General features: G+C 39.8%; 24 protein-coding genes. All 24 read left to right on the plus strand.

The window, feature by feature from the left end; translation table 11 throughout:
* The first annotated feature begins 24 nt into the window (after positions 1-24).
* The 24 genes from AC2YJL_RS03705 (at position 25) to rpsO (ending at position 23,597) form a co-directional block, all read left to right on the plus strand.
* Complete coding sequence (locus tag AC2YJL_RS03705) at positions 25-453, plus strand: chemotaxis protein CheW (RefSeq protein ID WP_195695994.1); 429 nt, start codon at positions 25-27, stop codon at positions 451-453.
* Positions 454-503: 50 nt separating this feature from the next.
* A complete protein-coding gene (locus AC2YJL_RS03710; protein ID WP_025750300.1) occupies positions 504-998 on the plus strand; it encodes a chemotaxis protein CheD in 495 nt (164 codons plus the stop codon).
* Positions 999-1,047: 49 nt separating this feature from the next.
* Complete coding sequence (locus AC2YJL_RS03715; RefSeq protein WP_025750299.1) at positions 1,048-1,809, plus strand: FliA/WhiG family RNA polymerase sigma factor; 762 nt, start codon at positions 1,048-1,050, stop codon at positions 1,807-1,809.
* Between the two features lie 15 nt (positions 1,810-1,824).
* On the plus strand, positions 1,825-2,352 hold the full coding sequence (locus AC2YJL_RS03720) for a hypothetical protein (RefSeq protein ID WP_195695995.1): 528 nt from the start codon (positions 1,825-1,827) through the stop codon (positions 2,350-2,352).
* A 158-nt stretch (positions 2,353-2,510) separates the two neighbouring features.
* Positions 2,511-3,230, plus strand: coding sequence for a 30S ribosomal protein S2 (rpsB, locus tag AC2YJL_RS03725; protein ID WP_013058850.1), 720 nt, complete (start codon positions 2,511-2,513; stop codon positions 3,228-3,230).
* A 107-nt stretch (positions 3,231-3,337) separates the two neighbouring features.
* Positions 3,338-4,219, plus strand: a complete 882-nt coding sequence (tsf, locus tag AC2YJL_RS03730) for a translation elongation factor Ts (protein WP_013058849.1) — start codon at positions 3,338-3,340, stop codon at positions 4,217-4,219.
* A gap of 76 nt (positions 4,220-4,295) precedes the next feature.
* Positions 4,296-5,018 (plus strand): UMP kinase, encoded by a 723-nt coding sequence (gene pyrH, locus AC2YJL_RS03735; protein WP_013058848.1) that lies wholly within the window; start codon positions 4,296-4,298, stop codon positions 5,016-5,018.
* 2 nt (positions 5,019-5,020) lie between these two features.
* Positions 5,021-5,578, plus strand: a complete 558-nt coding sequence (gene frr, locus AC2YJL_RS03740) for a ribosome recycling factor (RefSeq protein ID WP_013058847.1) — start codon at positions 5,021-5,023, stop codon at positions 5,576-5,578.
* 134 nt (positions 5,579-5,712) lie between these two features.
* Positions 5,713-6,495 carry an undecaprenyl pyrophosphate synthase gene (uppS, locus tag AC2YJL_RS03745; protein ID WP_013084770.1) on the plus strand — a complete coding sequence of 261 codons (783 nt, stop codon included), beginning with the start codon at positions 5,713-5,715 and terminating at the stop codon, positions 6,493-6,495.
* 18 nt (positions 6,496-6,513) lie between these two features.
* Entirely contained in the window at positions 6,514-7,305 is a 792-nt protein-coding gene (locus AC2YJL_RS03750; protein WP_195695996.1) for a phosphatidate cytidylyltransferase, read from the plus strand.
* 35 nt (positions 7,306-7,340) lie between these two features.
* A complete protein-coding gene (dxr, locus tag AC2YJL_RS03755; RefSeq protein ID WP_013058844.1) occupies positions 7,341-8,489 on the plus strand; it encodes a 1-deoxy-D-xylulose-5-phosphate reductoisomerase in 1,149 nt (382 codons plus the stop codon).
* 78 nt (positions 8,490-8,567) lie between these two features.
* Positions 8,568-9,827 carry an RIP metalloprotease RseP gene (rseP, locus tag AC2YJL_RS03760; protein WP_230933495.1) on the plus strand — a complete coding sequence of 420 codons (1,260 nt, stop codon included), beginning with the start codon at positions 8,568-8,570 and terminating at the stop codon, positions 9,825-9,827.
* 104 nt (positions 9,828-9,931) lie between these two features.
* Positions 9,932-11,629, plus strand: coding sequence for a proline--tRNA ligase (locus AC2YJL_RS03765; protein ID WP_230933494.1), 1,698 nt, complete (start codon positions 9,932-9,934; stop codon positions 11,627-11,629).
* Between the two features lie 118 nt (positions 11,630-11,747).
* Positions 11,748-16,058: a PolC-type DNA polymerase III gene (locus AC2YJL_RS03770; RefSeq protein ID WP_230933493.1), complete on the plus strand. Its 4,311-nt coding sequence runs from the start codon at positions 11,748-11,750 to the stop codon at positions 16,056-16,058.
* Positions 16,059-16,422: 364 nt separating this feature from the next.
* Positions 16,423-16,893, plus strand: a complete 471-nt coding sequence (gene rimP / locus AC2YJL_RS03775) for a ribosome maturation factor RimP (RefSeq protein WP_013084764.1) — start codon at positions 16,423-16,425, stop codon at positions 16,891-16,893.
* Positions 16,894-16,930: 37 nt separating this feature from the next.
* Positions 16,931-18,043 (plus strand): transcription termination factor NusA, encoded by a 1,113-nt coding sequence (nusA, locus tag AC2YJL_RS03780; protein ID WP_013058839.1) that lies wholly within the window; start codon positions 16,931-16,933, stop codon positions 18,041-18,043.
* 13 nt (positions 18,044-18,056) lie between these two features.
* Complete coding sequence (gene rnpM, locus AC2YJL_RS03785; RefSeq protein WP_013058838.1) at positions 18,057-18,338, plus strand: RNase P modulator RnpM; 282 nt, start codon at positions 18,057-18,059, stop codon at positions 18,336-18,338.
* Positions 18,338-18,637: a YlxQ family RNA-binding protein gene (locus tag AC2YJL_RS03790; protein WP_013058837.1), complete on the plus strand. Its 300-nt coding sequence runs from the start codon at positions 18,338-18,340 to the stop codon at positions 18,635-18,637. Before rnpM ends, AC2YJL_RS03790 begins: the two co-directional genes overlap by 1 nt.
* Positions 18,638-18,656: 19 nt before the next feature.
* Positions 18,657-20,528: a translation initiation factor IF-2 gene (gene infB, locus AC2YJL_RS03795; protein WP_050689623.1), complete on the plus strand. Its 1,872-nt coding sequence runs from the start codon at positions 18,657-18,659 to the stop codon at positions 20,526-20,528.
* Entirely contained in the window at positions 20,525-20,803 is a 279-nt protein-coding gene (locus tag AC2YJL_RS03800; RefSeq protein ID WP_487374625.1) for a DUF503 domain-containing protein, read from the plus strand. Before infB ends, AC2YJL_RS03800 begins: the two co-directional genes overlap by 4 nt.
* Positions 20,804-20,817: 14 nt before the next feature.
* Entirely contained in the window at positions 20,818-21,183 is a 366-nt protein-coding gene (rbfA, locus tag AC2YJL_RS03805; RefSeq protein WP_013058834.1) for a 30S ribosome-binding factor RbfA, read from the plus strand.
* A 92-nt stretch (positions 21,184-21,275) separates the two neighbouring features.
* Positions 21,276-22,193: a tRNA pseudouridine(55) synthase TruB gene (gene truB, locus AC2YJL_RS03810; RefSeq protein ID WP_014458471.1), complete on the plus strand. Its 918-nt coding sequence runs from the start codon at positions 21,276-21,278 to the stop codon at positions 22,191-22,193.
* Positions 22,194-22,221: 28 nt separating this feature from the next.
* The gene (gene ribF, locus AC2YJL_RS03815; protein ID WP_487374626.1) at positions 22,222-23,178 is read left to right on the plus strand and encodes a bifunctional riboflavin kinase/FAD synthetase; all 957 of its coding nucleotides are present in this window, start codon (positions 22,222-22,224) and stop codon (positions 23,176-23,178) included.
* A gap of 149 nt (positions 23,179-23,327) precedes the next feature.
* On the plus strand, positions 23,328-23,597 hold the full coding sequence (gene rpsO / locus AC2YJL_RS03820) for a 30S ribosomal protein S15 (protein ID WP_013058831.1): 270 nt from the start codon (positions 23,328-23,330) through the stop codon (positions 23,595-23,597).
* Positions 23,598-23,659 lie beyond the last annotated feature (62 nt).

Genomic DNA, 23,659 nt, shown 5'->3' on the forward strand with positions numbered 1-23,659 from the left:
CTGTAAAAAGAAAGGGAGAAAGGCATGAAAATTATTGTGTTTCAATTGGGAGACGAGGAGTACGGAATCTCAGTAGAAGAAGTGCAGTCGATTGAAAAGATTCAGCACATAACACGCGTTCCTGGAGTGAAAGAATATGTAAAAGGTGTTATTAATCTTCGCGGCGTTATTACACCGATTATTGATTTGCGCACTCGTTTTAACTTGCAAGAAAAGCTTAACCATGAGCTGACACGTATTATTATGGTTCGTCTTAATGATGTAGAAGCAGGTTTGATTGTCGATGCGGCAAATGATGTAGTGGATATTGATGAAAAAACAATTGCTTCAGTGCCTGAAACAGTTGAAGGAACAGCTGTAGAATATTTAAACGGAGTCGTTAAAGTAGATAGTCGTTTAATTGTTCTTCTAAATTTACCTAAAGTGCTCTCTTTAGAAGACCACCTCCAGTGAGCCAAACGAATAATGGATATCACGCTGAAGGTTCTAGGAGTTGAAGAATCGTGAGAGATGATAAACAAGTGATTAAGGTAGGAATTGCCGAAATGAATGTTACACATGCACCTGCAGTGCTTCGAACAGCGGGATTAGGATCATGTGTAGGAGTTGTCGTTTATGACTCTGTTCACTCAGTAGCTGGGCTCGCTCATGTGATGCTTCCGGATTCAAGCGGGGCTAAATGTCCTTTTAATAGAGCTAAATATGCAGATACAGCCATTTTTGATTTGATAAATATGTTGATTAAACAAGGCGCACATAGAAAATTGTTAAAAGCAAAAATAGCAGGAGGCGCGCAGATGTTTCAATTTGAACCAAGAAATGATGTCATGCGAATTGGCCTTCGAAATGTTCAAGCAGTAGAGAGAGAGCTGCATAGAAACAGTGTAGACATTGCAGCAAAAGCTACAGGAGGACACAATGGACGCACAATTGAATTTGATCCTCAAACGGCTATTTTAAAGGTTCGTACGATTAACGAAGGGATAAAAACGATATAAAGCGCGCTCTGACGGTTTAATAGCGCTATAAAAAGGAGTTGAAAGACCCTTGAAAAGTATACAAGAAGTTGAAGAACATAAAATTTGGCAGGAATGGATAGAGACGAGAGACTCACATGCAGGAAACATGCTTGTTAAAAAGTACATGCCGCTCGTTAACTATCACGTTCAGCGGATTAGCGTGGGGCTGCCGAAGAATATTCATAAAGAAGAGCTTCGTAGTTTAGGGTTAATCGGCCTTTACGATGCTTTGGAAAAGTTTGATTACGGTAGAGACTTAAAGTTTGATACATATGCGTCTTTTCGAATTCGAGGGGCGATAATAGACGGGCTTCGCAAAGAAGATTGGTTATCAAGAAGCGCAAGGGAAAAGACGAAAAGGATTGAGCAAGCAACAGAAGCACTTGAACAAAGATACTTGCGCAGAGTTGCACCAAGTGAGGTTGCAAAAGAAGTAGGCATGACAGAAGCAGACGTTGTTCATACAATGAACGAAGGCTTTTTAGCTAACGTGTTATCAATGGAAGAACAGCCGAAAGAGTATGAAGATGGAGAGCAAAAATATACGATTAAAGATGAAAAAACGCTCTCTCCTGAAGAGGAGCTAATTAACGACGAACGATATCAAGAGCTTGCTGAAGTTATCGAGCAGCTAAATGAAAAAGAGCAGCTCGTTGTTTCATTATTCTATAAAGAAGAGCTGACTTTTACAGAAATCGCACAGCTGTTAGGGCTATCTACTTCACGTATTTCTCAAATTCATTCGAAAGCGCTGTTTAAAATGCGTACGAGTTTAAGCAAAATAATTTAGTGAAGAGGTAGAAGGATGGGGTTTTTACTCACAGTTAGTTTTTTAATTCATGGTCTATCACTGTTTTGCATTATTCTTTTATATATGCAAGTGACCAAAGTGAAAAGGATTGAACGCTTGCACCAGCAAAATATAAATAAAATGGAAGCTGCAATGAGTTCGTATCTTGCTGAATTTCAGGAACAAAACGAGCAGTTTTTAAGGCAGCTTCGAGAGCGTTCCACTTCGCTTTCTTCGGAAGTGGAAAAAAGCAGCGTAAAATCACCTTTGGTAGATGAAGAAGACGTGCCTGTTCAAAGGGTGGATCTAAAAAGTGAGCCTTCCCAGTCGCTGCATGAACTTCTTTCTATAGAAGAAAATCAGAAGCATATACGCACACCTTTTGATGAATTAACTACAGACCAAATTCAAGATTTGTCAGGTGAAGAGATAAAAGAATTTTCCGTTTATTTAAAGGAAAAAGGTTTAACAATCGAAGAAATTGCAAAACATTTACACAGAGGGAAAACTGAAATTGAATTATTATTGAAATTTCATCAATAAACTTAATGAAACGCTTGCTTGTGAAAAAGGAGTGTGCTATATTTGTTTTTGGTGTTATTACACACGCTTGTTGATTCGGTTGATGGTGCTACTTTTTGTAGTTTCGGCTGAAGATGAAATGAGCGGAGGAGACTTAAAACCATTAGGAGGAAAAACACATGTCAGTAATTTCAATGAAACAATTACTAGAAGCTGGTGTACATTTCGGTCACCAAACTCGCCGTTGGAACCCAAAGATGAAGAAATACATCTTCACTGAGCGTAACGGCATCTACATTATCGATCTTCAAAAAACAGTTAAGAAAGTAGAAGAAGCGTACAAATTCGTTAAAGAATTAGCTGCAGACGGCGGTACTGTTTTATTCGTAGGTACGAAAAAACAAGCTCAAGATTCTGTTAAAGAAGAAGCAGCTCGCGCTGGTATGTACTTTGTTAACCAACGTTGGTTAGGTGGTACATTAACTAACTTCTCAACTATCCAAAAACGTATCAAACGTTTAAAAGATATCGAAAAAATGCAAGAAGACGGTACTTTCGAAGTACTACCTAAGAAAGAAGTAGTTCAACTTAAAAAAGAGTTAGAGCGTCTTGAAAAATTCTTAGGCGGCATTAAAGATATGAAACAACTTCCAGATGCATTATTCATCATTGATCCTCGTAAAGAGCGTATTGCAGTAGCGGAAGCTAAAAAATTACACATTCCAATCGTTGGTATCGTAGACACTAACTGTGATCCAGACGAAATTGACTATGTAATCCCTGCAAACGATGATGCAATTCGTGCTGTTAAACTTTTAACTTCTAAAGTTGCTGATGCTATTCTAGAAGCTAAACAAGGTGAAGAAACAGCAGTTGAAACTGAAACAACTACTGCTTAATTCCGTGAAAGGTGATAAGAGGGAATAGCCTTTTATCACCTTTTTTTGAAAAGATTTAACCCATTTATATACATTAATTACATACCCAAACAAGGAGGCTACACATTATGGCAATTACTGCTCAAATGGTAAAAGAATTACGTGAAAAAACTGGCGCTGGTATGATGGATTGTAAAAAAGCGTTAACTGAAACTAACGGTGATATGGAGCAAGCAATCGATTTCTTACGTGAAAAAGGTATTGCAAAAGCTGCTAAAAAATCAGACCGTATTGCTGCTGAAGGTCTAACTTACATCGAAACTCAAGGTAACGAAGCTGTTATCTTAGAAGTTAACTCTGAAACTGATTTCGTTGCGAAAAACGAAGGTTTCCAAAAATTAACAAAAGAATTAGCTGCTCACATCTTAGCTAACAAACCAGCTGACGCTGCTGAAGCTGCTACTCAAAAAATGGAAAACGGTGCAACTGTTGAAGAACACATCAACTCTGCAATCGCTACAATCGGAGAAAAATTATCTCTACGTCGTTTCGCTGTAGCAACAAAAACTGATGCTGATGCATTCGGTGCTTACCTACATGCTGGCGGACGTATCGGTGTGTTAACAGTATTATCTGGTACAACTGAAGAAGCTGTTGCAAAAGACGTTGCTATGCACATCGCTGCAATCAACCCTAAATACATCTCTCGTGACCAAGTTTCTGCTGAAGAAACTGAGCGTGAGCGCGAAGTATTAACTCAACAAGCATTAAACGAAGGCAAACCAGAAAAAATCGTTGCAAAAATGGTTGAAGGTCGCCTTGGCAAATTCTTCGAAGATATTTGCTTACTAGATCAAACATTTGTTAAAAATCCTGATCAAAAAGTACGTCAGTTCGTTGAGAGCAAAGGCGCTACTGTTGAAAGCTTCGTTCGTTTTGAAGTAGGAGAAGGTATTGAGAAACGTCAAGACAACTTCGCTGAAGAAGTAATGAACCAAGTTAAAAAGTAAGGGTTTGACCGTATAGGGAACACTGTGTGTTCCCTTTTTTACAAAAGAGATCTCACCGTTAACGATGGAGGTAAGCATGAGTCAAGCAAAATATAATCGTATTGTATTAAAGTTAAGTGGAGAAGCATTAGCTGGTGAAGAGGGTTTTGGTATTAACCCATCCATCATCAAATCTGTTGCTGAACAAGTAAAAGCCGTTTATGAATTAGGTGTGGAAATTGCTGTAGTCGTTGGTGGTGGAAACATTTGGCGTGGTAAAATTGGCAGTGAAATGGGTATGGATCGTGCCGCTGCTGATTATATGGGAATGCTAGCAACAGTAATGAACTCTTTGGCTCTTCAAGATAGCTTAGAGAACATCGGTGTGCAAACACGAGTTCAGACTTCTATCGAGATGAGACAAGTAGCAGAGCCTTATATTAGAAGAAAAGCTGTTCGTCATCTTGAGAAAAAACGCGTTGTTATTTTCGCCGCGGGTACAGGAAACCCTTATTTCTCTACAGATACAACAGCAGCTTTGCGTGCAGCTGAAATCGAAGCTGACGTGATCTTAATGGCTAAAAACAACGTAGATGGCGTTTATAATGCAGATCCTAAGCTTGTACCTGATGCTGTAAAATACGAAACATTAACGTATATTGATGTTTTAAAAGATGGACTAGCTGTTATGGATTCTACAGCTTCTTCATTATGTATGGACAATGATATTCCGCTAATTGTTTTTTCAATTACGGAAGAAGGCAATATTAAACGTGCCGTTACAGGCGAAAACATTGGAACAATTGTAAAGGGGAAATAAACATGCCAAAACAAGTGTTGCAAAACGCAAAAGAAAGAATGGAAAAAGCAATTCAATCATTTAGCCGCGAACTAGCATCAATTCGTGCTGGACGTGCAAGCGCGTCACTTCTTGACCGCGTAACGGTAGAATACTACGGTGCACCAACACCAATTAACCAATTGGCGCAAGTAAGCGTGCCTGAAGCTCGTATGCTTGTTATTCAGCCTTATGACAAATCACAAATTGGTGAAGTTGAAAAAGCTATTTTAAAATCTGACTTAGGGTTAACACCTACAAGCGATGGAACTATTATCCGTTTATCGATTCCTGCTTTAACGGAAGAGCGTCGTCGTGAGTTAGTGAAAATGGTGAAAAAATATGCTGAAGAAGCAAAAGTTGCGGTTCGTAACGTACGCCGTGATGCAAACGATGATTTCAAAAAGTTAGAGAAAAAAGGTGAAATTACTGAAGACGATTTACGCGGCTACAGTGATGACATTCAAAAACTAACGGATGATCATATCGTAAAAGTGGATAAAGTGGCGAAAGATAAAGAAGAAGAAATTATGGCAGTTTAAGTCATTTCAAGGTAAAATATATTGTAAAAGACCCTCTATTGTTTACAGGGGGTTTTTTTGTTAATAATGTGTAGTAAGAAAAAACTCACATAAGCCACACGTTTATGTGAGAGCGTACAACGGGGGACCTTTGCATGTTAAGAAAATTTCAAGCATGGAAGAAAAGTCAAGATTTAAATACACTGTCTTTGTCAGAACGAAAAGATCAAGTGAAACAGCACCCTGTTCCTGAACATATTGCAATTATTATGGATGGGAACGGTCGTTGGGCGCAAAAACGAGCTCTTCCTCGCATGATGGGCCATCATGAAGGAATGAAGGTAGTGCGTCATGTGACCAGATCGGCCAATGAATTAGGTGTTAAAGTATTAACTTTATATGCATTTTCCACTGAAAATTGGAAGCGCCCCAAAATTGAAGTCGAGTTTTTAATGAAACTGCCAGAGGAATTTTTAACAACCTTTCTGCCTGAGCTAATTGAAAAAAATGTGCAAGTTCGTATTATGGGGGATAAAAGTGAGCTCCCTGCCCATACGATTCGAGCCGTGGATAACGCAATTGAAAAAACAAAGCATAACACAGGGCTGATTTTAAACTTCGCGCTCAATTACGGTAGCCGTCACGAAATCATGGGCGCTATTCAGTCATTGGTAGAAGATGTAGAACAGGGAAAAGTAGCTTCCTCTTCTATTTCAGAAAATTTATTTTCTTCCTATTTAATGAGCAAAAGCCTTCCAGATCCGGATTTGCTTATTCGTACAAGCGGTGAGCTTCGCTTAAGTAATTTTATGCTTTGGCAGCTAGCTTACACAGAGTTTTGGTTTACAGAAGTATTATGGCCAGATTTTAAAGAAAATCATTTAATCGAAGCAGTCGAGGCGTTTCAAAAGCGCGGTCGCCGCTTTGGTGGTGTATAAGAAGGTGTGGAAAACAAGATGAAACAGCGCATTATCACCGCGATTGTAGCACTTGCGGTATTTGTGCCGATTGTTTTAATTGGAGGGTTACCTTTTACCCTTATTATGTATGTAATCGGAACAGTTGGTGTAATTGAGCTTTTAAAAATGAAACATTTGAAAGCAATGTCTTTTCCAAGTATCATTAGTTTATTGCTAACCTGGGTGTTTTTACTACCAAATGGAAGAGATGTTGCATTTCAATTCTTAAGTGAACATAAGATAGAAGTAGCGCTTGCTGCTGTCCTTCTTTTATTAATGTACACGGTTGTAGTTAAAAATAAATTTACCTTCGATGACGTTGGGTTTATTTTATTAACGACAGTATATGTTGGCTTTGGCTTTCATTATTTTATCGAGGTTCGTCAAGAGTTTGGGTTAGCTTATTTGTTCTTTGCTTTTCTTATTATTTGGGCGACGGATTCCGGAGCTTATTTTATTGGACGAGCAATGGGGAAACGAAAGCTATGGCCGGAAATCAGTCCCAATAAAACAATTGAAGGTTTTGTTGGTGGCGTCGTATGCGCTATCGTAGTAGCCATTGTATTTAAGCTGTTAGCAAATATTGATCAAACTATGATTGAACTACTCGTAATTGGTATTATTGTATCGTTATTTGGACAGATGGGTGATCTTGTACAATCAGCGTTCAAACGTCACTATGGCGTAAAAGATTCAGGAAAGATTTTACCGGGTCATGGTGGGGTTTTAGACCGTTTTGACAGTTTGATGTTCATCATGCCAATTTTAGCTTTTTTATTATCTCTATAAAAAAGATGTCTTTGTTTTAATAGGAGTGAATATACTTGAAGAAAATTTCCTTGTTAGGAGCTACAGGTTCAATCGGTACTCAAACCGTTGATATTGTTCGAGCGCATCCGGAGCATTTTGAGCTCTCAGCAATCTCTGTAGGTCGAAATATTAATGAAGCAAGAAAGATTATTCAGCAGTGTAAGCCAGCCCTTGTTTCTGTGATGAAGAAAGAAGATTGTCTGTCACTGCAAGCAGAATTCCCTTCTATTCGATTTGTTTATGGAGAAGAAGGGCTTGTGGAAGTGGCAACTCATCCATCCACAGAAGTTTTAGTAAATGCTGTTCTTGGAAGTGTAGGGTTGACTCCTACGCTAGAAGCAATCAAAATGAGAAAAACGATTGCTATTGCAAATAAGGAGACACTTGTTACCGCTGGTCACCTTGTCATGGAAGCAGCCAAGGAATATGGCGCTGATATTTTACCGGTAGACAGTGAGCACTCAGCTATTTTTCAAAGTTTGCAAGGGCAAGATCAAAAAGCAATAGACCGTTTAATTTTAACGGCTTCTGGAGGGAGCTTTCGAGATAAAACGAGAGCAGAACTACAGGGAGTAACGGTTGAAGATGCATTAAATCATCCAAACTGGTCGATGGGAGCTAAAATTACAATTGATTCGGCAACGATGATGAATAAGGGACTAGAAGTGATTGAAGCACATTGGCTTTTTGATCTTCCCTATGAGAAAATTGATGTATTGTTACATAAAGAAAGCATCATTCATTCTATGGTAGAGTATTCTGATACAAGCGTTATTGCTCAGCTTGGAACGCCTGATATGCGCGTGCCAATTCAATACGCGTTAACGTATCCAAAACGCATGTCTTTACCTAACACCAAGCGTTTAAGTTTGGCGGATATTGGTCAGCTTCACTTTGCTAAAATGGATGAAGAGCGTTTTCGCTGTTTAGCTTTTGCATTTGAGGCTGGCAAAGCGGGTGGAACACTTCCGACTGTTTTAAATGCAGCTAATGAAGAAGCTGTTCAAGCCTTTTTAGATGGTCACATTACATTTTTGCAAATTGAAGATGTGATTGAAAAAGCAATGAATGAACATACTGTAATACAGAAACCTTGTTTATCTACTATTAAAGAAGTAGATTTAGAAGCAAGAGAGTTTGTTAGATCCGCCATCTCTCGATAATGTGCGTGCGAGAGAAGCCACCCACTTATTTCTGGTGGGTGGAGGTTTGACTCTATTACATGAAGGGGGTAATACCCATTGAACACAGTCATTGCGTTTGTCGTCATTTTTGGAGCTCTTGTATTCTTTCATGAGCTTGGTCATTTAGTTTTTGCAAAGCGTGCAGGCATCTTATGCCGTGAGTTTGCCATTGGGTTTGGTCCCAAAATCTTTTCATTTAAACGAAATGAAACAGTTTATACCATTCGCTTGCTGCCTCTAGGTGGATTTGTTCGAATGGCTGGAGAAGATCCAGAAATGATCGAAGTAAAGCCTGGTCAAATGGTGGGCCTCATGTTTGATAAGGAAGGCAAAGTAAATAAAGTCATTATTAATAACAAGGAACAGCATCCAAATGCAAAAGTTATTGAGGTAGAGCAAGCAGACTTAGAGCATAATCTATTTATTTCAGGTTATGAAGAAGGTGAAGATGAACGTCTGCAAAAATTCGAGGTAGCAGAAGAATCTTACTTCGTTATGGACGGAGAAGAAATTCAAATTGCACCTTACAGCCGTCAGTTTGCTTCCAAAACTCTTGGTCAGCGTGCGCTAGCCATTTTCGCTGGTCCGCTAATGAACTTTATATTAGCCTTTGTTATTTTTATCGTTCTTGGGATTTCTCAAGGATATGTTGTTGACAAACCTGTGATGGGCAAATTAACATCAGATGGAGTAGCCGTTGATGCGGGACTTAAACAAGGAGATAAAGTTCAAGCAATTGATGGACAAAGTGTTTCAACGTGGGATGATGTCGTAAAAGTAATTCAAAAACATCCTGAACAGCAAATTACATTCACGGTTCAGCGCGGCAGCAAAACGCTAGATATTCCGATTACACCTGAAAGTCGCAAAGTTGGGGAACAGACAATTGGACTAATTGGCGTATATGCACCGGTTGAAAAGTCATTCATTGGTTCGATCACGCACGGGGCTACTGAAACATATACGTGGATGAAAGAAATCTTAACGGGTCTAGGGAAGCTTGTGACAGGACAGTTCAAACTGGATATGCTTTCTGGTCCTGTAGGTATTTACGCAGCAACCGATCAAGTAGCACAGTCAGGCATTTATTATCTAATGAAATGGGCAGCCGTTTTAAGTATTAACTTAGGGATTGTCAATTTGCTTCCACTTCCTGCTTTAGATGGAGGACGACTATTGTTCTTCGCTGTAGAAGGAATTCGCGGTAAGCCAATTGATCGTCAAAAAGAAGGTATTGTTCATTTTATCGGTTTTGCTTTATTAATGCTGCTGATGCTCGTTGTAACGTGGAACGATATTCAAAAGTTCTTTTTATAAGACATACGCTCAGCGAGGGATATTCCCTCGCTGATTATATGAAAATTGCGGCATGGTCCGCCTTAAAAAATAAGATAGAGAAGTAAGCAAAGAGGTGCGAGGTTATGAGACAAAGTTCTACATTGATTCCTACATTAAGAGAAGTGCCAGCTGATGCGGATATAAAAAGCCATCAGCTTCTATTGCGCGCAGGTTACATGCGCCAAAATGCAAGCGGTGTGTACAGCTTTTTACCGCTTGGTAAGCGCGTATTGCAAAAAGTTGAACAAATTGTTCGTGAAGAGATGGACCGTGCAGGTTCTGTCGAATTATTAATGCCTGCTTTACAACAAGCTGAATTGTGGCAAGAGTCTGGCCGCTGGTATTCATACGGACCTGAGTTAATGCGTATGAAAGATCGTCACGGCCGTGAATTTGCTTTGGGAGCAACACACGAAGAAGTTATCACAAGCTTGCTTCGTGACGAAGTGAAGTCATACAAACGTTTACCGCTAAATTTATATCAAATTCAAACGAAGTTCCGCGATGAAAAACGTCCACGCTTTGGCTTATTACGCGGTCGTGAATTTATTATGAAAGATGCATATTCGTTCCATGCTTCTCAAGAAAGTTTAGATGAAGTATATGACAAAATGTTTGCTGCCTACAGCCGCATCTTTGAGCGCTGCGGATTGAATTTCCGTGCGGTTATCGCTGATTCAGGTGCAATGGGCGGAAAAGATACGCATGAATTTATGGTTCTTTCTGAAATCGGGGAAGATACAATTGCTTATTCAGATACATCTTCTTATGCAGCAAATGTTGAAATGGCACCGGTTGTAAATACGTATGAAAAATCAGGTGAAGCTGAAAAAGAATTAATAAAAGTGGAAACACCAAATCAGCATAGCATTGAAGACGTAGCTGCTTTCTTAAATGTTGAAGCGACTTCTTGTATCAAGTCACTTTTATTTAAAGTAGATGATCGTTTTGTGCTTGTACTTGTTCGCGGGGACCACGAAGTAAACGATATTAAAGTGAAAAATTATTTTGAAGCTTCCGTTGTTGAACTGGCAACTCCAGAAGAAACAAAAGAAGTATTAAAATGCGCAGTTGGTTCAGTAGGACCGATTGGTGTAAGTGATTCAGTAGAAGTGGTAGCTGATCATGCGGTAAAAGCAATTGCTAACGGTGTATGCGGAGCAAATGAAGAAGGTTATCACTACACAAATGTGAATGAACGTAACTTTAATGCAACTTACGAAGATTTCCGCTTCATCCAAGAAGGGGATCAGTCACCGGATGGACAAGGCGTTATCAAGTTCGCTAAAGGTATTGAAGTGGGCCACGTCTTTAAACTAGGAACTCGCTACAGTGAAGCGATGGGAGCAACGTATCTAGATGAGAACGGACGCAGCCAGCCAATGATTATGGGCTGCTATGGTATCGGTGTTTCTCGTACAGTAGCTGCGATTGCAGAACAATTTAATGATGAAAACGGTCTTCTATGGCCAGAAGCTGTTACGCCTTATCAAGTGCACGTTATTCCAGTTAACGTGAAAAATGATGAACAGCGTGAACTAGGTGAGAAATTATATAATGAGTTATTAGATAATCGCTTTGAAGTGCTGTTAGATGACCGCCAAGAGCGTGCAGGAGTAAAATTTGCAGATTCAGATCTAATTGGTCTTCCTGTTCGAGTAACAGTTGGTAAACGTGCATCTGAAGGAATTGTAGAAGTAAAAGTACGCAAAACTGGGGAGTCATTAGAAGTGTCAGTTGACAATCTTGTTTCAACAGTGAAAGAACTGCTAGCGAAGTAATGAAGCAGCGGGGATTTGTATCCCTGCTGTTTTTATGTTTATAAACAGAACATATGACAGAATAGAAGTCATTTATGTTAAAATAGATTGCACTCATTTATAAAAGGAGGCAGAAAACTTGGAAGCACAAACGCTAGGAAAAAAAGAGCGTTTTAAGTTGCTGCTGCAGCAGTTAGAGCTGACGAGTGATCAAATTGTTCCTTACTTTGAAAACGCAGCGATTGAAAAGCTCGTCATTCAGAAAGAACAAAAAAAATGGCATTTCCATTTTTCTTTAGAAGGGTTATTACCTTTTGAGATTTATGAGTTATTCCATGCTCGCATGTCTTCAGCTTTTTCTCATATTGCGAGTGTTTCTTTTTCTATTCAAACCGTTAATAAACAATGTACGGAAGAGCATGTACAGTCATATTGGAAGCATTGTATTGGAGAAATGCAGGGCATATCTCCCCTTTTACAGTCGCTTTTACAAGATCAAATGCCGAGATTGAACGGTGCCAAATTGATTGTGAACGCACGACATGATGCAGAAGGAACGGCTTTACGTAAAAAGTATAGTCAGTTAATTGCTGATCAGTATGCGTCCTATGGGTTTCCGAACCTTCAGCTAATGACGGAAGTTGTACATTCAGAAGAAGCATTTCAGCAGTTTGTAGAGCAACGAAAACAAGAAGATACAGAAAAAGTATTACAAGCCATCACAGAAATGCAAAATAAAGAAAATGAAAAAAGTGATGGGCCAGACCTACCAAAAGGTCCGCTTACAATTGGATATACGATTAAAGACGAGACGGTTCGCCTGGATTCCATTGTGGATGAAGAAAAGCGAATTGCCGTTGAAGGATACGTATTTGATGCAGAAACGAGAGAATTACGAAGCGGACGTACGCTTCTTATTTTTAAAGTGACAGATTATACAAACTCTATTATGGTTAAAATGTTTTCGCGTGACAAAGAAGATATTCCTTTACTTCAAGCGATTAAAAAAGGAATGTGGGTGAAGGTTCGCGGAAGTGTACAAAACGATACATTTGTCCGTGATCTAGTTATGATTGGAAATGATGTTAACGAGATTACCGGTCCCGCTAGACAGGATACAGCGCCTGAAGATGAAAAGCGTGTGGAACTTCACTTGCATACGCCAATGAGTCAAATGGATGCTGTTTCATCTGTTGGAGCTTTAGTCGGACAAGCCAAAAAATGGGGACATCCAGCTGTAGCGATAACTGATCACGCGGTTGCACAGTCGTTTCCTGAAGCGTATGGAGCCGGGAAGAAGAACGGCATTAAAATACTGTACGGAGTGGAAGTCAATTTAGTAGACGACGGCGTGCCAATTGCCTATAACCCGCAGCATGTGGATTTGACAGAAGCAACTTACGTAGTATTTGACGTCGAAACAACCGGTTTGTCAGCTGTATACGATACGATTATTGAACTTGCTGCCGTGAAGATGAAAGAAGGCGAAATCATCGATCGGTTTGAACGGTTTGCAAATCCTCATCATCCTCTGTCTGCAACAACAATTGAACTGACGGGTATTACAGATGATATGGTCCAAAATGCGCCTGAAATCTCAGAAGTACTTCGTGATTTTCATGAGTGGATGGGCGACAGTATTTTAGTTGCTCATAATGCAAGCTTTGATATGGGATTTTTAAATATGGGACTGCAAAAAATCGGATTAGAAAAAGCAGCTAACGGCGTTATTGATACGCTTGAACTCGGAAGATTTTTGTATCCGCATATGAAAAACCATCGTTTAAATACTCTTGCTAAAAAGTTTGATATTGAACTTGTGCAGCATCACCGCGCGATTTATGATGCGGAAACAACCGGCTATTTGTTAAATAAAATGTTGAAAGATGCATTTGAACGCGAAATTACAATGCACGATCGCTTAAATGATTATATGGGAGAAGGTAATGCATATCAGCGGGCCCGTCCTTATCATGCGACGCTTTTAGCACAAAACAACGTAGGTTTAAAAAATCTATTTAAACTCGTTTCGATTTCTCATTTAAATTACTTTTATCGAGTTCCGCGAATTCCAAGATCTCAGCTCGACAAATATCGGGAAGGCATCTTGATTGGAACCGCATGTGACCGAGGCGAAGTATTCGAAGGCATGATGCAAAAAGGAATCGATGAAGTAGAAGGAGCAGCTGAATTTTATGATTACATCGAAGTACAGCCTCCTGACAACTACAAGCACTTAATTGAACTGGATTTAGTGCGAGATGAGAAAGCTTTAAAAGATATTATCAGCAATATTGTGAAGCTCGGTGAAAAGATTGGAAAGCCGGTTGTAGCAACAGGAAATGTTCACTATCTCAATCCGGAAGACAAAATTTACCGAAAAATTTTAATTGGTTCACAAGGCGGGGCTAACCCGTTAAACCGTCATCAGCTGCCGGATGTTCATTTTAGATCAACGGATGAGATGCTGAATTGTTTTTCATTTTTAGACGGGGACAAAGCGAAAGAAATTGTTGTTCATAATACGCAAAAAATAGCGGATATGATTGACGATATTAAACCAATTAAAGATGATTTATATACGCCAAAAATTGAAGGTGCAGACGAAGAAATGCGTGAAATGAGCTATGCGATGGCACGCAGCATCTACGGTGAAGAGCTGCCTGAAGTAGTAGAAGCTCGTCTAGAGAAAGAGTTGAAAAGTATTATCGGCCACGGGTTTGCCGTTATTTACTTGATCTCGCATAAACTCGTTAAAAAATCCTTGAATGATGGTTACTTAGTTGGTTCACGTGGTTCCGTAGGGTCTTCATTCGTTGCCACGATGACGGAAATTACAGAAGTAAACCCACTGCCGCCGCATTATGTTTGTCCAAAATGTAAGAAATCCGAGTTTTTTAATGACGGTTCCGTTGGTTCCGGATTCGACTTGCCGGACAAAAGCTGCGACGATTGTGGCGTACCATTTATTAAAGATGGACACGATATTCCGTTTGAAACGTTCTTAGGATTCAAAGGAGACAAAGTTCCCGATATCGATTTGAACTTCTCCGGAGAGTATCAGCCGCGAGCTCACAACTATACAAAAGTACTGTTTGGAGAAGATAATGTATACCGCGCGGGAACAATCGGTACAGTAGCCGAAAAAACAGCTTATGGCTATGTAAAAGGCTATGCCGGTGACCGTGATTTACATTTGCGAAACGCAGAAGTGGATCGTTTAGTAGCAGGATGTACGGGCGTAAAACGTACAACTGGTCAGCATCCAGGGGGGATTATCGTTGTGCCGGACTATATGGATATCTTCGATTTTTCACCGATCCAGTTTCCAGCTGATGACCGTAATTCCGAATGGAGAACAACTCATTTTGACTTCCATTCGATTCATGATAATTTATTAAAACTTGATATACTCGGACACGATGATCCGACCGTGATTCGCATGCTTCAAGATTTAAGTGGAATTGATCCAAAAACGATTCCGACGGATGATCCTGAAGTGATGAAAATTTTCAGCGGAACGGAATCACTTGGCGTAACAGAAGAGCAAATTATGTGTAAAACAGGAACGCTTGGCATACCTGAATTTGGAACGCGCTTTGTGCGTCAAATGTTAGAAGATACGAAGCCAACGACGTTTTCAGAGCTTGTTCAAATCTCGGGACTGTCGCACGGGACGGACGTATGGCTTGGTAATGCACAGGAGCTAATTCGCAATGATATTTGCAACTTAAGTGAAGTAATCGGCTGTCGTGATGACATCATGGTTTATCTGATTTATCAAGGTCTTGAACCTTCACTTGCCTTTAAAATTATGGAGTCTGTACGTAAAGGAAAAGGGCTAACACCTGAATTTGAAGAAGAAATGATCAAAAATGGTGTTCCGGACTGGTATATTGATTCTTGTAAAAAGATTAAGTATATGTTCCCTAAAGCCCATGCGGCTGCTTATGTATTGATGGCCGTGCGTATTGCTTATTTCAAAGTGCACCATGCGCTTCTTTATTACGCAGCATACTTTACGGTTCGTGCAGATGACTTTGATATTGATACGATGATCAAAGGCTCAACTGCTATTCGAGCGAAGATGGAAGAAATCAATGCCAAAGGTTTAGATGCATCTCCTAAAGAGAAAAACTTATTAACGGTGCTTGAGCTTTCTTTAGAAATGTGCGAACGAGGCTATTCATTTAAAAAAGTAGATTTATATGAATCTAGCGCAGACGAATTTTTAATTGACGGCACGTCTTTAGTTCCACCGTTTAATGCCATTCCCGGTCTTGGGACAAATGCAGCGCTGAACATTGTAAAAGCTCGTGAAACAGGAGAGTTTTTATCGAAAGAAGACTTGCAGCAGCGAGGCAAAGTATCGAAGACGATTTTAGAGTATCTAGACAACCATGGATGCCTTGAATCATTACCTGATCAGAACCAGCTTTCTCTTTTCTAACATTTGCATAAAATAAGCGGTTATGATATAGTAATTGTGGAAATGCTAAGGATACGGACGAGAAAGAGTGGGGAAACCCGCTCTTTCTTATTGATATGAACTTACTGACATAGTAAGTAGTATGGAGAACGAATCGGCTTCTAGCATGATTCGTTTTTTCTGTAGATTTTCAATCACCATGATTGATTTATTATGCGACGTTTAAAATCCTGCAATACAAATGACAACATTTCCACTCTAGTAGGTTAGACCTCTTATAGAGTGCAAAATAAAAATAGCAAATAAACCACTCTTTTTTGATATAAGAGACATAAAAAACGCGTAACCTAAACATACCATGCAATGTCTCGAAGGGAGGATTAGAATGAGTAAAAATGTAAAACAAACAGTGGAAGAAATGGTTTCCCCTATCTTAGAGGAAATGAATTTAGAGCTTGTTGAAATTGAATACGTAAAAGAAGGAAAAGATTGGTTTTTACGTGTGTTTATCGACTCTGATACCGGCGTGGATATCGAAGACTGCGGAGCAGTAAGTGAAAAATTGAGTGAGAAAATGGATGCAGTAGATCCAATCCCTCATAACTATTTTTTAGAAGTATCATCGCCTGGTGCGGAACGCCCATTAAAAAAAGATAAAGATTTTGAACGTGCAATTGGTAAGCATGTATACATAAAAACATATGAACCAATTGAAGGCGCAAAAGAATTTGAAGGCGAATTACAATCATTTGACGGAGAAACTGTCACATTATCTATTCGTATCAAAACACGCACAAAAACGGTGGTTTTACCATATGACAAAGTCGCTTTTGCTCGATTAGCGATTGTATTTTAATGTGTAGGGGCCAATATTAAAGGGGGATTATCCAACGATGAGCAGTGAGTTATTTGATGCCTTAGTCATTCTTGAAAAAGAGAAAGGCATTAGCAAAGATGTAATTATTGAAGCAATTGAAGCAGCGCTAATTTCTGCTTACAAACGCAACTTTAACCAAGCGCAAAACGTACGCGTTGATTTAAATTTAGAAAGAGGTTCAATGCGCGTGTTTGCTCGCAAAGATGTGGTTGATGAAGTATATGATCCACGCCTGGAAATTTCGGTTGAAGAAGCACAAACAATCAACCCTAACTTTCAGCTAGACGATGTGGTTGAAATCGAAGTAACGCCAAAAGACTTTGGACGCATCGCGGCTCAAACGGCAAAACAAGTTGTTACACAGCGTGTTCGTGAGGCGGAACGAGGCGTTATCTATTCAGAGTTCAGCGATCGCGAAGAAGATATTATGACAGGTATTGTTCAGCGTCAAGATTCTCGCTTCATCTATGTGAGCCTTGGCAAAATTGAAGCATTGCTTCCTCAAAGCGAGCAAATGCCAAATGAGCAGTATAAACCTCATGATCGTATTAAAGTGTATATTACGAAAGTAGAAAAAACAACAAAAGGCCCACAAATCTATGTTTCACGTACGCACCCAGGTCTTTTAAAACGTCTTTTCGAAAAAGAAGTACCGGAAATCTATGACGGTACAGTTGAATTAAAATCAGTAGCTCGCGAAGCTGGAGACCGTTCAAAAATCTCTGTTCATTCTGAGTATGCTGAAGTAGATCCTGTCGGTTCTTGTGTAGGGCCAAAAGGTCAGCGCGTACAGGCTGTTGTAAATGAACTAAAAGGTGAAAAAATTGACATCGTTCGCTGGTCAAATGACCCAGTTGAATTTGTTGCCAATGCCCTAAGTCCATCTAAGGTAGTAGATGTGATTGTAGATGAAAATGAAAAAGCAACAACTGTTATCGTTCCTGACTATCAGCTGTCACTTGCAATTGGTAAACGTGGACAAAATGCACGTCTAGCTGCTAAGCTGACAGGCTGGAAAATTGATATTAAAAGTCAATCAGAAGCTGAACAAGAAGGTATGGTTGTAAAAAACAGCGATGATATGCTAGTAAGTCAACATGCATTTGATTCAGATGAAGATATGGAATAAGAGGTGAGCCAAGGTGAACAATCGTAAAAAAGTCCCGATGCGAAAATGTGTGGCCACTGGAGAAATGAAGCCTAAAAAAGAGCTAGTACGCGTTGTACGCTCAAAAGAAGGCGACGTTTCAGTTGATGTAACGGGTAAAAAGTCCGGGCGCGGAGCTTATGTAAGCAAGGATAAAGAAGCAATTTTATTGGCAAAAAAGAAAAATGTGCTTTCGACACATTTAGGCGCGTCAATAGATGAAGCGGTTTATGAAGAGTTGCTAGCGCTTGTAGAAAAGGAGAAACAGTCACGCTAATGAATGAACAATGGATCTCCTTTTTAGGGCTTGCAAACCGTGCACGCAAATTGATTTCTGGAGAAGAACTTGTGGTTAGAGAAGTTCGGAAACAAAAAGCAAAGTTAGTACTTTTAGCAAGCGATGCGTCTGAAAACACAAAGAAAAAAGTAACGGATAAATGTTCTTACTACAACGTTTCGGTTAAAATCGTTCCCGATCGCTACACGCTAGGTCAAGCGATTGGTAAAGATGCTCGAGTTGTAGTAGCCGTGATGGACGAGGGATTTGCTAAAAAGCTAGCAACGATGCTCGGTTAATTTTATGGGGGTGAAAGTATTGAATAAAAATACAAAATCAACAGCTAACAAAGGAAACAATAAAGGTAACAAAAAGCCGCAGGGACAAAAGTCACAGGCACCAAAAGGTAGACCAGCTCCAGCAGCTGCAAAAGAGTTACCGGAAAAAGTAACGTTTGTCGGAAGCTTAACGGTTTCTGAGTTAGCAAAAGAATTAGGCAAAGAGCCTTCTGAAATTATTAAAAAACTATTTATGCTTGGTGTAATGGCAACAATTAACCAAGAGTTAGATAAAGATTCTATCGAACTAATTGCCGGAGAATACGGTGTAGAAGTTGAAGAAGAAGTAGTGGTAGATGACACTGCTTTTGACTCATTAGAAATCATTGATGACGAAAAAGATCTTCAAGTGCGTCCTCCAGTTGTTACAATCATGGGTCACGTTGACCACGGTAAAACGACGCTTCTTGACTCTATCCGTAACACAAAAGTAACGGCTGCAGAAGCAGGCGGTATCACGCAGCATATCGGTGCTTATCAAGTTGTGGTTGATGAAAAGAAAATTACATTCCTTGATACACCAGGGCATGCTGCATTTACAACGATGCGTGCTCGCGGTGCGCAAGTAACGGATATTACAATCCTTGTTGTTGCAGCAGACGATGGTGTAATGCCTCAAACAATTGAAGCGATTAACCATGCAAAAGCGGCAGAAGTGCCAATTATTGTTGCGGTTAACAAAATGGATAAAGAAGCAGCAAATCCAGATCGCGTGATGCAAGAACTAATGGAGCACGGCCTTGTAGCTGAAGAGTGGGGCGGAGAAACAATCTTCTGTAAGCTTTCAGCCATTTCGGGTGAAGGGATCGATCAATTGCTTGAAATGATTTTACTTGTAAGTGAAGTAGAAGAGTTAAAAGCAAATCCGAACCGTCGTGCAGCAGGTACAGTTGTAGAAGCACAGTTAGATAAAGGCCGTGGGTCTGTAGCAACGCTTCTTGTTCAAACTGGTACACTACGCGTAGGTGATCCAATCGTAGTCGGAAATACGTTTGGCCGCGTTCGCGCAATGGTAAATGATATCGGCCGCCGTGTGAAGGAAGTAGGACCATCTACTCCGGTTGAGATTACTGGCTTAAACGAAGTTCCGTTAGCTGGAGATCGTTTCTTAGTGTTTGAAGATGAGAAAACAGCTCGTCAAATCGGAGAAGCTCGTGCTCAAAAGCAGCTTGAACAACAGCGCGGTGAAAAATCTCGCGTAAGCTTAGATGATTTATTTGAAAAAATTAAACAAGGTGAAATGAAAGACTTAAATCTTATCGTAAAAGCAGACGTACAAGGTTCTGTAGAAGCATTGGCTGCTGCTCTTCAAAAGATTGATGTAGAGGGTGTAAATGTTCGTATTATCCATACGGGTGTAGGTGCGATTACAGAATCTGATATCATTCTTGCAACGGCTTCTAACGCAATCGTTATCGGCTTTAACGTGCGTCCAGATGCTGGAGCAAAACGTACAGCTGACGTAGAAAACGTAGATATTCGTCTTCACCGCATTATTTATAAAGTAATTGAAGAAATTGAATCTGCGATGAAAGGAATGCTTGATCCTGAGTTTGCTGAAAAAATCATCGGTCAAGTGGAAGTACGTCAAACATTCAAAGTATCAAAAGTTGGTACAATCGCAGGAAGTTACGTAACAGACGGTAAAATTACGCGTAATAGTGGAATTCGTTTAATCCGTGACGGAATTGTTATCTTTGAAGGTGAAGTAGATGTGCTAAAACGCTTTAAAGACGATGCAAAAGAAGTTGCTCAAGGATATGAGTGTGGTATTACAATTAAAAACTTCAATGATATTAAAGAAGGAGATATTATTGAAGCATATGTAATGGAGCAAATTGATCCTAAATGATTGGACTAGTGGAGTGTGAATGCTTAATTTACGATGCTGCTTCTCTTAAAGAAAAACGTGCCGTGCTTCAGCGCATCTTGATGCGCTTGAAGCAGCGGTTTAACGTATCAGTTTCAGAAACTGATTTTCAAGATGTGTGGCAACGAACAAAAATTAGCATTGTCGCAGTCTCATCTAGCCGTGTCACAACGGAACAAGAACTGCAAAGAGCGCTAAGCTTAATTGATTCTTTTCCAGAGATTGAACGTACCATTACAACTTTTGATTGGTTATAAAAGGGGTGACACAGATGAACATAAGAGCAACTAGAGTCGGAGAACAAATGAAAAAAGAGATGGGCGAGATTTTAAATCGTAAAATCAAGGATCCGCGCATCGGTTTTGTGACTGTAACAGATGTTCAAGTATCAGGCGATTTACAGCAAGCGAAAGTTTATATCTCTGTTTTAGGAGATGCTGAACAGCGTGAGAATACGTTAAAAGGCCTTGCGAAAGCAAAAGGATTTATCCGCTCAGAAATCGGTCAGCGCATTCGCTTACGTAAAACACCTGAAATTACGTTTGAGTTTGATGAATCAATTGATTATGGTAATCGAATTGAATCATTGCTTCATGAAATTAAAAAAGAAAGCGATGACCATCAAGAGAACGAATAAGATCAGTGAATGTAGAAACAAAAAAGGGTGTCTCAAAAGTGGTTTTTGCTTCTGAGACACCCTTTTTTAAATGAAAAGGAGATGAAGAATGAGTGGACGGTGTTTTAGTTTTACATAAACCAGCTGGCCTGACTTCGCACGACTGTGTGTTTAAAGTCCGAAAGCTGCTTCGCACTAAAAAAGTAGGGCATACAGGCACATTAGACCCAGACGTTACAGGGGTATTACCTATTTGTATCGGTAGAGCTACCAAAATTGTAGAGTATCTAACAGGAGCTACTAAAACCTATGAAGGAGAAGTGACACTCGGATTTTCTACAACAACAGAAGATTCTTCGGGAGAGGTTGTAGAAGAAAAGAAAGTAGCAGATTCTTTTTCGCGTGCTCAAATCGAAGAAGTGCTGTCTTCGATGACGGGAGAACTTCAGCAAGTGCCTCCAATGTACTCCGCGGTAAAAGTCAAAGGTAAAAAGCTATATGAATATGCAAGGCAAGGAATCGAAGTAGAGCGCCCTGTGAGAACCATTCATATTTACAACTTTGAACTGCTGGATAATCGCGCTACATTTGAGGGAGAACAAATTTCCTTCAAATTCCGCGTAACGTGCAGCAAAGGTACATATGTGCGAACGCTTGCTGTGATGATTGGAGAAGCTCTGGGCTATCCGTCTCATATGTCTTATTTGCAGCGAACGGGTTCCGGGCAGTTTTCACTGGAAGATTGTATGACATTTGAAGATATTGAACGAGCGGTCGAAGAAGAAACGATCAATGAGAAACTGCATTCCATCGAAGAAGCTCTTAATCATTTGCCGAAACTTCAAATTAGTGATACATTAGCAGAGAAAGTGAAAAACGGCGCGGTATTGCCGTGTACGGAAGATGAAGAGTTAAAAAAAGAACCATTCTTTTTAATGATAAATTCTGCAGGCAAGTGCTTAGCGATTTATGCTCAGCACCCAACAAAAAAACATTTAATGAAGCCGGTTAAAGTGTTGGCAATCGACTAGACCGGTTAGGGAAAAGGTGAACTGTGTTTTGGAAACGATTGAAATTCGACATCCACACCACTTTCAACGAGAAGCTGTTCAACAATCAGTGTTAGCGCTTGGTTATTTTGATGGTGTGCATTTAGGGCATCAGCAAGTGATAAATTCAGCGAAACAGTTAGCGGATGAAAAAGGCATAGCTAGTGCTGTTATGACGTTTACTCCTCACCCTTCTGTGGTGCTCGGGCGCAACGTGCAGCACGTTGATATGATCACACCACTTCAAGAAAAAAAGAAACTCATTGAGGAAATGGGAATTGACTTTTTATATATCGTTCATTTTGATAAACAGTTTGCAGCACTATTGCCTCAAGAGTTTGTTGATCAGTATATTATTGGCCTGAATGTGCAGCATGTGGTAGCTGGATTTGACTATACGTATGGAAAGTTAGGTAAAGGAACAATGGAAATACTACCATTTCATTCTCGATCAAAATTCACGCAAACAACAATTGATAAGTTAACAAATGGCGAAGAAAAAATTAGTTCAACGCTTATTCGCGAAAATTTAGCAAATGGAGACATGCATCGAGTAAAAGAGCTGCTTGGGCGCTATTATGAAGTGTCAGGCACAGTAACTCATGGAGAAAAGCGAGGCAGGCAAATAGGTTTTCCAACCGCTAACATCGCTTTAGACGATGAGTATTTACTTCCGCGCATCGGCGTGTATGCTGTTGAGCTTCAGCTCCACGGCAAGTGGTATGCAGGAGTATGCAACGTGGGCTATAAGCCGACTTTTCACGATAATTTAGAAAAGCCAACAATCGAAGTCCACTTATTATCATTTGACGAACAAATCTACGATCAGCACGTAACGGTGAAATGGCACCGAATGATTCGGTCAGAAAAAAAGTTCAGCGGCATCGAAGAGCTTGTCGGTCAGATCTCAAAGGACAAGGAAGAAGCCCTTGCTTATTTTGAAGGAATTCAAAAGCATAAGAAATAAAAAAATATATATAAATAGTTGCTACGACTTGCTTTTTGCTTCAATAAGTAGTAACATAACACTTGTATGTAAAACAACCATTGCTTGGCATTACGATTCACCAACGTTTTGCTCGGTAACTGGGGTTTAATAATAAGGAGGTGAATAGGATGGCTATCACACAAGAGCGTAAAAATGAAATCATTAGTGAGTACAAAACTCATGCGAACGACACTGGTTCTCCAGAAGTTCAAATCGCTGTCCTAACAGAGCAAATTAACAATCTAAACGGTCACTTACGTACTCATAAAAAGGATCACCATTCACGTCGTGGTCTTTTAAAAATGGTAGGTCGACGTCGTAACTTACTTAACTACCTACGTAACAAAGACGTTACTCGTTATCGTGAGTTAATCAACAAACTTGGTTTACGTCGATAATAAGAAGAAAGCGGGAGCATTCCCGCTTTTTTAGTATGTACATTTAAGAAACATTAAAGATG

The sequence above is a fragment of the Priestia sp. SRI_019 genome (assembly GCF_057586255.1).